Consider the following 11,815-nt stretch of genomic DNA (forward strand, 5'->3'; position numbering starts at 1 on the left):
CATGCTCAAGGGACAAGTGGCAATTGTAACGGGGGCATCCCGCGGCATTGGCAAAGCGATTGCCCGTGAGCTTGCCAAAAATGGAGTGAAGCTGACGATTACAGGAAGTTCAGATGAAATTCATCGCACCAAGCGAGAACTGGAGGAAGAAGGCTGTCAGGACATTTTTTCTTTTCGCGCCGATGTGACCAAAGAGATTGAGGTCGACCAGGTAGTCCAAGCCACCAGGACGTCGTTTGGCTCGGTTGATATCCTTGTGAACAATGCAGGAGTAGGCGTGTCGAAAAAAGTAGAGGATATAACGGTTGAAGAATGGAGAAAAACGTTCGAAGTCAATGTACAGGGTGTATTCCTGTTTACGAAAGCAGTAATCCCGATAATGAAGCGGCAGCAGTCCGGTACAATTATTACGGTTTCTTCAGATGTGGCCCGCTATTCACTTGCAGATAAAGGCTCTTTATATACAGCAACCAAGTATGCTGTCCAAGGATTTATTGGCTCAGTTGCTCAGGAGTTGCAACGGGATGGTGTACGGGTGAGCACGATAAACCCTGGACTTGTGGATACCAATTTTGGCGAAAACAATAAAAGTACTGCCGGTAAAGCCGATTGGCTGAAAGCGGAGGAAGTGGCTGAGGCTGTCCGGTACATGGCAGAAGCACCTAAACACATGGTAATTGACGAAATGTATGTCCATCCTCTTTGTCAAGAATATCCGCGCACGTAGGAACGGCATAAGTTCGAGCTCAAAAATCCTGCAAGAAAGCGTTTGGTGCTTTCTTGAGAAAGGGAAATCCGAGCCAGGAGTGACGTATCGATAGGAAGAAGCACCCATCCAGCAACAGGATAAAGGGATTGAAGAACTTACAAGCCAAAAAAAACCGGGCGAATTCGTTTAGCACTTAGAATTCGTCCGGCTTTTGTTTTGGTCGATATACAGTCGCTTTTTTATATTTCAACTTCAATTGCTGGTGTGTGGGCCATCGCGTGATCGATATAGTGGAGCAGACTTTCATGGGAATCGATGACGTTTTGTTCGCTTCGTGTATAGTGAAAGGCGTGTAAGAACGTTTCAATTTTTTTTGCTAAAAAATCGTCCTGGGTCCGCACCATCAATACAAGCAAGTCATCCCATTGTCCCCAAAGTGTATAATACAACGCTTTGTCATAGTCAGGTATAACCATTCTACATCCCTCTTTCTGAAGGGTTGCGATTAGTTTTTCCTCAGTCTTTCAAAACAATTTACGTGCGTTTATGGAGGGGATGGAAATGTTTTCGGTAAGAAAGGCAAGCAATGCCAAAGCTTGATTGTTTTTACCATCGATTGGTGATTGGTGAAGCGCATAAACCTCTATTCTTGAACCATACTAGCATTAAACCAGAAAGAAGGAGGACCACACCATGAAATGGAAAGCATTAGGTGTCACTTTATTAGGTACGGCAATGCTGATGGGCTGTCAAAACAATGATGACAACCAAACAGGACAAGGTACCGATGATAATGGAGTACAGCAGACTCGTTTTAACAACACGACAGATTATCCGAACCAGGGCAACACGCCTGGGGACGATGATTGGATGGATAACCGTAACATGGCAAACAACGGAGAAAATGCCGACAATCAAGGCAACCAAAACGGGAACAATGATCAGTATGAGGTCGATGAGCAGTTGGGAGACCGGATTGCCGAACAGGTCGACGACATCGACCGCGCTTATGTGTTGACTACAGGTAACAATGTATATGTAGCTGCCGAACTGAACAAAGGTACCAACGGAAACAATGGTAATGGCGGCAATAATAATGATACCGGCGGCAACAACAATGGGGACGATGGCAACAATGCCAATTTCGGTAACAATGACAAGAATGGCGAAAACGGAAACAATGGCAATGGCGATAATCAAGTGAGCGAGAGGATTAAAGAAGAGGTTTCCAAAGTGGTGAAGGAAGCAGATGACAATGTGGACAATGTATATGTCTCAACGAATCCGGATTTCGTCAATCTGACCAACAATTACGCGGAAGACGTGAGAAATGGCGAACCAATCGAAGGGTTTTTTGAACAGTTCGGGGAAATGACCGAGCGACTTTTCCCGCAAAACCGATAGAGCGTTTTTGCTATGTGAACAAAGCGGCTGACCATTTTCCAATGGCCGGCCGTTTTTTAATGTCTGTTTTGCTTTCCGTTTTCGGTCAAATTCTGGATTGTTTCTCCAAACTTCTGTCCTCTGATTAGAAAAAGGATAGGCAGATTCCTTTGATCCGTATAAAAAAGCAGCGGCACTGCATTATCAATAATTATTCTTAATTGATAAAGCCCATTTAATATGTTATATTATTACCGATAATCCCAATAAAACATAGTGTATTAGTATGAATTAAAAAATGGGAGTTGAAAAATGAATGGGCCGTGAATTTATCGATTTATTTAATGAGTGGGCTGGTTCGTATGATGAAACCGTAACAGGTCATGATCCGCAGTATCGTGCTGTATTTGATAAATATGATACAATACTTGAAGAAGTCACCAGGAATTCCCGGGGAAACGTTTTGGAATTTGGCGTAGGCACCGGAAACCTTTCCAAAAAGCTGATGGAAGCTGGTCATAAAGTGATCGGCGTTGAACCTTCCCTGGCTATGCGGGAAGCGACTGCTAAAAAATTTCCGGACTTTCAAGTAGAAGATGGAGACTTTCTCACTTATCCACAACCGGAAATCCCGATAACGACCATAGTGAGCACCTATGCTTTCCATCATTTGACTGATGAAGAAAAAGGTCATGCAATCAAAGGGTTCAGTGAATTGCTTCCTGCGGGAGGCAAAATTGTATTCGCCGACACTGCTTACCAAAACGAAGAAACAAAGCGACAGATTCACCAACAGGCGAAACTTAACGGGTATGACGACTTATTATATGATTTAACAACCGAATATTACCCGATGCTCGATTTGCTGCAAACATTGTTTGAAGAGAACGGCTTTTATGTTACGTTTAAACAAATGAATCAATTTGTTTGGCTCATGATTGCCGAAAAGCAGTAACATTAACAAAGGAGTGGAGAAATGATGCCAGAAAAAATGAATGTGGAAAGCTTCAACCTAGACCATACGAAAGTAAAAGCACCTTATGTCCGCCTGGTCGGAGTGACTACCGGTCAAAGCGGTGATAAAGTTTATAAATATGATATCCGGTTCTGCCAGCCGAACAAAGCTCACATGGAAATGCCGGGGCTGCATTCGATTGAGCATTTGATGGCTGAAAACATCCGCAACCATATCGATAATGTGCTTGACATCGGTCCAATGGGTTGTCAGACAGGCTTTTATCTAGCCATTCTCAATAATGACAGCTATGAAGACGTGTTGGATGCATTGGAAAAGACACTGCAGGATGTATTGGAGGCTACCGAAGTACCTGCCTGCAACGAGGTGCAATGTGGCTGGGCGGCCAATCACAGCTTAGAAGGAGCCAAAAAAATTGCTGCTGACATGCTGGAGAAGAAAGACGAATGGCAGCACGTTTTCGCAGAGTAGGGGGAGGCCGACATGACTCGCTATCGAAATACTCAGGAGCTGATCGGTAACACCCCGCTAGTTGAATTGACCAAGTTCCCCCTTCCCGAGGGGGTTCGTTTTTTTGCAAAATTGGAGTTCTACAATCCCGGAGGCAGTATCAAAGACCGATTAGGCCAAGAGTTGATTAATGATGCACTCCGAAGCGGAAAAATAACGAATGGCGGAACCATCATCGAGCCGACTGCAGGCAATACCGGAATCGGTCTGGCTTTAGCTGCCATTGATAAAGATGTTTCGGTTACTTTTTGCGTACCGGAGCAATTTAGTATGGAGAAGCAGGAACTGATGAAGGCACTAGGCGCCACGATAGTTCATACCCCTACAGAAAAAGGGATGCGGGGTGCAATAGCCAAAGCGGAACAACTTGTCAGGGAGACCCCGAATAGTTATTCTCCGCAGCAGTTTGCCAACGATGCAAATCCAGCTACTTATTATAAGACGCTTGGTCCGGAAATTTGGCGCGATTTAGAGGGCGAAGTCGATGTGTTTGTAGCTGGAGCCGGTACAGGTGGCACATTCATGGGTACTGCGCGTTATTTGAAGGAGCAAAATCAAGCCGTGAAAACCGCCATCGTCGAGCCGGAGGGGTCGGTGATTGCCGGTGGAAAATCCGGTCCGCATAAGACCGAAGGAATCGGCATGGAGTTTCTTCCGGATTATATGGATCGTTCCTATTTTGACGCCATTCATACTGTCCCTGATGAAATCGCCTTCGATTATGTCAAAAAGCTGGCTGCCATGGAAGGGTTACTGGTAGGAAGTTCTTCCGGAGCAGCTTGTTACGCCGGCTTACAAGAGGCATTGCAAGCAAAGCCTGGTACGAACATTGTCACGGTTTTTCCGGACAGCAGTGAACGATATTTGAGTAAACGCATCTATCAAGGAGGAGTATAATGAAGTCCAAAACAAAAGTTATTCATACAGGTATTACAGGAGATGAAAAAACCGGCGCTGTTTCCGTACCGATTTATCAGGTGAGCACGTATGCCCAAGAGGCAGCCGGAAAACACACTGGATATGAGTATTCCCGTACCGGTAATCCGACTAGGCATGCGTTGGAAACGACGATAGCCGAGTTGGAAAACGGGAAAGCAGGGTTCGCTTTCGGTTCGGGTATGGCTGCAATCACTTCTGTCATGATGCTATTGAACAGCGGAGACCACATTGTCATGACCGATGATGTATACGGTGGTACGTATCGGCTAATGACTGGTGTATTGAACCGGTTTGAGTTAGACCATTCTTTTGTCGATACCAGTGATGTGGAGAAAGTGAAAGCAGCAATCAAGCCGAATACAAAAGCCCTTTATATCGAGACACCGACCAATCCGTTGTTAAAAATCACGGATTTGAAAAAAATGGCGGAAATAGCCAAGGAAAACGACCTTTTATTGATAGTGGACAATACTTTTGCCACTTCTTATTGGCAGCAGCCGATTGATTTAGGGGCAGATATTGTGCTCCACAGCGCAACCAAGTATGTCGGCGGCCACAGCGATGTCGTCGCAGGTTTGGTTGTCGTCAATTCCGATAAGTTGGCTGAAGACCTCCATTACATCCAGAATTCTGTCGGCGGTGTACTGGGACCACAGGATTCCTGGTTGTTGATGCGTGGAATCAAGACACTAGGACTGCGTATGGAAGCAGCTGAAAAGAACTCCCAAAAGCTGGTGGAGTTTCTGCAAAACCATCCGCAAGTCAGCACGATTTATTATCCAGGTCTTCCTGATCATAAGGGCCATGACATTGCCAAACAACAGGCCGATGGTTTCGGTGCCATGATTTCTTTTGACGTGGGCAGCTCTGAACAAGCAGACCAGGTTTTGTCTAAAGTGAAATACTTTACGATTGCTGAAAGCCTTGGAGCCGTTGAAAGTTTGATTTCTGTACCGGCGAAAATGACGCATGCATCAATCCCGAGAGAACGGCGCCTTGAACTTGGCATCACCGATGGGTTGATCCGGGTTTCTGTCGGCATTGAAGACAGCGAAGACTTGATCGACGATCTGAAACAAGCAATGGATTAATCAAGATACCAGAATCCCAGTCACAGTGCCGTTTACTGTGGTTGGGAGGCATGATGAATAGTTAAGAAAGCTTGGCCAAAAGCATAGCGACCAACACAAAAACCGAACGATTCTTCGTTCGGTTTTTGTTAGAAATAAGCAAACCATTCTAATCCTTCTCTAATGAATCGCGCTCCACTCCAATTCGAACCCCGCATCAAACAACAGCAAAAAAGAAGTTTATTGAATTCACCGAACGACTATGATTGACATTTGCAATTTGCTCGATTTTTGCTTTGTGGCCACGCTTTTTCCCCAGCCTCTGATGTATAGGTAATGCTTCATAACCGGGACGGACTTTTTCTTTTCTTTTGCAAATTGTGCTAAAATAAAATCAGTTATGAAGCAAAGGATGTGGACCAATATGTCAAATAAAGTGTTAGCTTATTTACAAGATAATCGGGAACGTTTGTTGGACAAGTTAAACGAGTTCCTCTCGATTCCAAGTATTAGCACGGACAGTGTACATAAACCGGATGTGGCAGCGGCAGCTGATTTTGTATCGAATTACTTGTCGGAAATCGGCTTTACGAATGTAGAGGTGCAAGAAACGAAAGGGCATCCGCTTGTTTACGGAGAATGGAGCGGGGCAGGAGACGATGCCCCGACAGCTTTGTTGTACGGCCATTATGATGTCCAGCCTGCAGACCCGTTGGAATTATGGGAAAGTGAACCATTCAAGCCGGAAGTTCGAGATGGCAGACTTTATGCACGCGGAGCAAGCGATGATAAAGGACAAGTTTTCATGCATCTTGCCGTGTTTGAAGCTTACATGAAAACGGAAGGCTCCATGCCGGTCAATATCAAGGTCTGTATTGAAGGGGAGGAAGAGATCGGCAGCGAAAACCTTTATCAAGTGTTGGAAGATAAAAAAGAACAGTTTTCTGCCGACTTTGCGATCATCTCAGATTCGGGAATGGTGGACACCGGTCAGCCTACCGTATTATATGGGTTGAAAGGCTTCACCGGTTTGGAATTCACCGTGCATGGCCCAGCCAGTGACCTGCATTCTGGTATATACGGAGGGGTGGTCCGTAACCCTGCAATGGCTTTGGCTCACATGCTGGCATCATTAAAGGATGAGCAGGAAGTCGTGCAAGTGGACGGATTCTACGATGGAGTGGAAGAGCTGACAGAGGAAGAACGTAAGCTGATTGCCGACGTACCGGGTGAAAACTACCAGCAGACGACTGGAGTGGAAAAAACGGTTTCGGAAAAAGGTTTTACCGCCAAAGAGCATATGATGGCAAGACCGACAATGGAAATCAACGGTATGTTCAGCGGTTATCAAGGCGAGGGGACAAAAACAATCATACCTTCTTCGGCTACCGCAAAACTGACCTGCCGACTGGTACCAGGAATGGATCCTGACCAGATCCAGCAGCTCGTCATCGATCATCTGCATAAAAATCTGCCGGAGGGTGTGACGATGGATGTGAAGCCAGAACCGTTGTCAGCCAAAGCATACAAAGTAAATCCAGACCATCCACTGATTAAAATTGCAGGTGAATCGTTGCAAAAGGCTTTCGGAAAAGAAGCTGTTTACGCACGTCTTGGCGGATCCATTCCAGTTGTAGAATCAATAGATTCGATTTTCCATATGCCGGTGGTCCTCCTTGGGTTCGGGACCCCGGAAGATCGGTTGCACTCCCCGAACGAAAGTTTCCCATTGGAAAGCTTCGACAAAGGAATGGAGACACTCGTTTACTACTGGAATGAAGTGAAAAACACATCACTGTAAACGAAACAGACAGTGACAAAAGCATTGTGACCAACGTAAAAGCCGGGCGATTTCGTTCGGCTTTTTGATTTTAAAAAAAGTAAACGGTTCTATCCTTCACTTTTAAATAAAGCTACGTTCCACTCCGACAAAGTACTTCGCTTTCCGCGGGCACGGCTTCAGCTAAATAGGCAAAGAGAAGAGCCTAGCCAAATGGATTTTCAACTCACGCTCCTCCCGCTGGAGTCGGTGCACCTTGCCGGTTTGGATGCAGATTGTTTCCTTCTGACGTGATTTCCGTTCTGCCTACTGCCGTTACGAAAAGCCTGTATAGTTGTGAAGGTTTATTGAAACTCTTCGTAAAATTAATGCGGGAAGAGAGACAACGGTTATAATGAAGGGAAGGAGGAGGAGAAGGATTGAAGAAACTATCCATATATGTTTTCACAATGCTGATAGCCATGCTTGCATTAGTTGCATGCAGCAGTCAGAAAGCAGAAGAAGAGCTAGCTCCTAACCAGGAACTGACGGCAGGTATCACCCACCTTCCACAGTTTTTAGAAAATGCGTCGGAAGACTTACAGAAGGTATATCAATCAGCGGCAGAGCACCAAGAGCTCCTTGAACAAATCCCTTGTTATTGCGGATGCGGCGATGCTTCTGTCGGTCATCAAGACAACTATGATTGCTTTGTTCATGAGGTGAAAGATGACGGAAGGGTTGTCTGGGATACGCATGGAATCGGCTGTCAGGTATGCATCGATACAGCAGTATATTCAATCAGTGAATACAGGAAAGGAACCGATATCTCAGCCATCCGTAAAGCGATTGACAACACCTATCAAGACTTGGATTACCCAGAACCGACCCCGACTCCGGATGTTTGAAATATTTATAAAAACGGTAATCAAAAACAGACTGGGACATAAGGATCATGACTAAAATAAAAGCCGAACGTTTCTGCATCTCGTTCGGCTTTTATCGGTTTTCTCATAACTCATTTTAGCAAATAGCCAACCGCTTTTGCTTTCTGAGGAAGTGGAAGCCGTAACCGTGGAATGGATAGTATCTTGCCGTAGCGATGCGAAGCACGCATCAAACAACAGGATAAAAGACAACATACAAATAAAACCGAGCGAATTTAATTAGCTTTAGAATTCGTTCGGTTTTGCTTTGGCGGTCATGCTTTTGCTCGGCCGCTTTTTCTGATGCTGATTTCAAAAGCATTTCAATCGGGGATAAGCACACCGTCAGGATCGACCAAACCTGCAAAAGACCACGTCTTGCCGTTATCATCAGAAGAAAACTTCGCCAGTACGTTGCCGCCGAGGAAGTCGCCTTGCGGACCTTGATTGACTAACAATGTACCTTTCTCACCTTCGAATACAGGAATCTCCGCTTGGGTGAAATAGCCTTGATATTCTTCTGGTATCGGAATTTCCACCCGTTCCCAATTTTCCCCGCCATCACTCGTCCTGTATAAATTCGGTTCAGGTGGATTGGCTTCTGTCCGATATTCACCGAACGAGATAAATCCCAGCTTGTTATCAACAAATCCGCCGTCCGTCACCAAAGCATGGGTGTATTCTACGGAACCTGTCTGATACCATGACTGACCACCATCATATGTTTTCCATATAAAATGCGCTTCGCTGCTCATCGTCTTATCTCCAGTTACGATGAGGTAGCCATCCTGCCCGGAGGTAAAGCCGAGAAGGGTGAGACGTAAAACGGGCAGCTTGTCGGATACCAGCACTTCTTCCCAAGTCTTTCCTTTATCATTGCTTATAAGTAAGCTCAAATCTCTTTGTCCTCCAAGTACAAATGCTGTTACCTCGGGTGTGATGACATAACTCCCTTCCCTCAAAGACGAGTCTGCGGCACGGTCACTGCTAAATAGTTCTTCCGACGCAACAGGTACTGTCTGCCAGTCTTCTCCATTATTATACGTGATTTCCAAAGAGCTGCCGCTCACTCGGTAAGCGGTTTTATCAGTGGAGTCTTCTATTCCCAGATTTTTTTGATAGTCTTCCAGCGTTTCAACGGGCGGGAGACCGATCTGGGTATCATCTGATTTCTCGATGGACGTTATGCTGTATTTTAAACCGTCCTTTTTCTCAATTCCGAGCTTCCAAACTAGATTGGAAACCACTCCATTTTCATTCGGCTCGCCCCAGCTGTTATCTGTTTTTTTCGCACCTTCAGGTAACTGGACCTGGAATATTATCGCTACAACGAATGAATTTTCGTCACCTGATATTTTGGTGAATCTAGTGAAGCTAGCATTAGCGACTGTGCCATCACTTTTCAATTGCTGCATGAAATCGAACCAAAGCCGGTAGGCAATGGTTTCTGCTTTGTTATCGCGCTCCTCTACTTGTACCGTGTAAGGAAGTTCGCCGTTTATGTCTGTTTTTGTTTCTTGTTTTTCTGGTACTTGCTCAACCTGTTCTTCATCTTGGTTTCGTATTTGGACCACAACCGCAATAACAAGTAACACGAATATAAAAAGTATGAGCATCCATTTTGCATTTTTCATCCTGGTCATCCTTCATTCTTTGTATTGAAAATCTTTCTTACCCACCTCCTAGGGGATAGGGAAACAGTAAAGTTTGACAAGCAAAGACATATAGAGTTTAACATAAATATCCAATCATCAAGTGATATTTTTCGAAATGAAAAGAGGCAGGAAGAAAAATTGCACAATAGCTCAATCCAGTGTTCTTCTTTTCCCTTCATCATTGATTATCGTCGTACATATATTGAGATAACATCACCATAAAGGGGAGATCATTGTTGAAACAAGCGGACCAAAACTCGCTGGAAAGAGCAATTGATGAGATAACGGAAATTGCCGAAGGATTTGGCCTCGATTTTTATCCAATGCGTTATGAAATTTGTCCGGCGGAAGTGATCTATACATTTGGCGCCTACGGAATGCCGACGAGATTTTCCCATTGGAGCTTTGGCAAGCAGTTTCACAAAATGAAGCTTCAATATGATTTAGGCTTGAGTAAAATCTATGAGCTTGTCATCAACTCGAATCCCTGTTATGCTTTTCTGCTCAATTCCAATAGTCTGATTCAAAATAAATTGATTGTCGCACACGTTCTCGCTCATTGCGACTTCTTTAAAAACAATGTACGTTTCCAAAATACCAACAGAGATATGGTCGAAAGCATGTCAGCTACAGCCGAGCGGATTGCAGCTTATGAAAAAGAACATGGACAGGAGGAAGTGGAGGCGTTCCTCGATGCGGTACTTGCCATTCAAGAACACATTGATCCCAGGCTGATCAAACCAAAACTCGATTGGGATAAGGATGAACCGGAGGAAGAGTTGCCGGATAAAACAACTCCATACGATGACTTGTGGAGCTTGGATGATAAATCGCAGAAGAATGATCGACCGAAGAAAAAAAAGGCATTCCCTCCGAAACCGGAAAAGGACTTGCTTTTGTTCATAGAAGAATACAGCCGTACACTGGAAGACTGGCAACGAGATATCCTGACGATGATGCGGGAAGAAATGCTTTATTTTTGGCCACAACTGGAAACGAAAATCATGAACGAAGGTTGGGCATCCTACTGGCATCAGCGTATTTTGAGGGAAATGGACCTGACCAGCGATGAATCGCTCGAATTTGCAAAATTGAATGCCGGAGTTGTCCAGCCGTCAAAAACACAAATAAATCCATATTATTTAGGGGTGAAAATGTTTGAGGATATTGAGGAGCGCTTTAATCATCCAAGTGAGGAAATGACCAGGTGGGGAGCAGAACCGGGGAAAGGTCGGGAAAAAATATTTGAAGTCAGGGAAATCGAATCGGATATATCATTCCTCCGCAACTATATGACTAAGGAGTTCGTTCATCGGGAAGATATGTATTTGTTTCAAAAACAAGGCCACGAATACAAGATTACCGATAAAGACTGGGAAGCAGTCAGAGATCAGTTGATCACCATGCGGGTGAATGGCGGATTTCCTTACATTACCGTACAGAATGGCGATTACTTGCGAAACAGTGAGCTCTATTTAAAGCATCATTATGAGGGAGTGGAACTCGATCTGACTTATTTAGAGCGGACGCTGCCATACATCTATAAGCTTTGGGGAAGGAACGTACACATGGAAACAGTAGTTGAAGACAAAGCGGCCTTGTTCAGCTACGAAGGCAACAAAGTATATAAAAAGTATCTGACATGAAAAGGGGCAAGGACAAAATCGCGACCAAAATAGAAACCGAACGATCCCACGATTCGTTTGGTTTCTTGTTAGAAAAAAGCAAACCACTTCTATCCTTCTCTTATGTCGAGCTCCACTCCGGCAAGGAACTTCGCTTTCCGCGGGCACGGCTTCAGCTAACTTGGCAAAGCGCTTTGCCAAGTGGATCTTCAGCTCGCGCTCATCCCGCAGGAGTCTGCGCATCTTGACTCCGTTGCATGAAG

General features: G+C 44.9%; 11 protein-coding genes. 9 read left to right on the top strand and 2 right to left on the bottom strand.

From position 1 onward, the window contains the following. The first annotated feature begins 1 nt into the window (after window position 1). Window positions 2-727 (top strand): SDR family oxidoreductase, encoded by a 726-nt coding sequence (locus tag F6X55_RS01245; RefSeq protein ID WP_026571872.1) that lies wholly within the window; start codon window positions 2-4, stop codon window positions 725-727. A 221-nt stretch (window positions 728-948) separates the two neighbouring features. Here the strand turns inward: F6X55_RS01245 and F6X55_RS01250 are convergent, their stop codons facing one another. Continuing rightward, window positions 949-1,185 carry a YhdB family protein gene (locus tag F6X55_RS01250; protein WP_026772424.1) on the bottom strand — a complete coding sequence of 79 codons (237 nt, stop codon included), beginning with the start codon at window positions 1,183-1,185 and terminating at the stop codon, window positions 949-951. 217 nt (window positions 1,186-1,402) lie between these two features. Here F6X55_RS01250 and F6X55_RS01255 point away from each other — a divergent pair, with 217 nt between their 5' ends. From F6X55_RS01255 to F6X55_RS01285, 7 genes are all read left to right on the top strand, one after another. Further along, window positions 1,403-2,113, top strand: coding sequence for a YhcN/YlaJ family sporulation lipoprotein (locus F6X55_RS01255; RefSeq protein ID WP_153461608.1), 711 nt, complete (start codon window positions 1,403-1,405; stop codon window positions 2,111-2,113). Between the two features lie 295 nt (window positions 2,114-2,408). Then, window positions 2,409-3,047 carry a class I SAM-dependent DNA methyltransferase gene (locus tag F6X55_RS01260; protein ID WP_153461610.1) on the top strand — a complete coding sequence of 213 codons (639 nt, stop codon included), beginning with the start codon at window positions 2,409-2,411 and terminating at the stop codon, window positions 3,045-3,047. A gap of 24 nt (window positions 3,048-3,071) precedes the next feature. Continuing rightward, complete coding sequence (locus F6X55_RS01265; protein WP_026571876.1) at window positions 3,072-3,539, top strand: S-ribosylhomocysteine lyase; 468 nt, start codon at window positions 3,072-3,074, stop codon at window positions 3,537-3,539. Window positions 3,540-3,551: 12 nt separating this feature from the next. Continuing rightward, the gene (locus tag F6X55_RS01270; protein WP_026772421.1) at window positions 3,552-4,475 is read left to right on the top strand and encodes a PLP-dependent cysteine synthase family protein; all 924 of its coding nucleotides are present in this window, start codon (window positions 3,552-3,554) and stop codon (window positions 4,473-4,475) included. Next, window positions 4,475-5,608, top strand: a complete 1,134-nt coding sequence (locus F6X55_RS01275) for a bifunctional cystathionine gamma-lyase/homocysteine desulfhydrase (RefSeq protein ID WP_153461612.1) — start codon at window positions 4,475-4,477, stop codon at window positions 5,606-5,608. Before F6X55_RS01270 ends, F6X55_RS01275 begins: the two co-directional genes overlap by 1 nt. Window positions 5,609-6,011: 403 nt before the next feature. Further along, entirely contained in the window at window positions 6,012-7,388 is a 1,377-nt protein-coding gene (locus F6X55_RS01280; protein WP_153461614.1) for a dipeptidase, read from the top strand. A 398-nt stretch (window positions 7,389-7,786) separates the two neighbouring features. Continuing rightward, the gene (locus F6X55_RS01285; protein WP_026571880.1) at window positions 7,787-8,254 is read left to right on the top strand and encodes a PCYCGC motif-containing (lipo)protein; all 468 of its coding nucleotides are present in this window, start codon (window positions 7,787-7,789) and stop codon (window positions 8,252-8,254) included. Window positions 8,255-8,595: 341 nt separating this feature from the next. Here F6X55_RS01285 and F6X55_RS01290 read toward each other — a convergent pair whose 3' ends face one another. Beyond that, window positions 8,596-9,906 carry a WD40/YVTN/BNR-like repeat-containing protein gene (locus F6X55_RS01290; RefSeq protein ID WP_153461616.1) on the bottom strand — a complete coding sequence of 437 codons (1,311 nt, stop codon included), beginning with the start codon at window positions 9,904-9,906 and terminating at the stop codon, window positions 8,596-8,598. Window positions 9,907-10,163: 257 nt separating this feature from the next. Between F6X55_RS01290 and F6X55_RS01295 the strand changes: the two genes are divergently transcribed. After that, entirely contained in the window at window positions 10,164-11,573 is a 1,410-nt protein-coding gene (locus F6X55_RS01295; RefSeq protein WP_153461618.1) for a SpoVR family protein, read from the top strand. The last annotated feature ends 242 nt before the right edge of the window (window positions 11,574-11,815 follow it).

The organism is Sediminibacillus terrae (genome assembly GCF_009602435.1).
GTDB classification, from domain to species: Bacteria; Bacillota; Bacilli; order Bacillales; family Amphibacillaceae; genus Sediminibacillus; species Sediminibacillus terrae.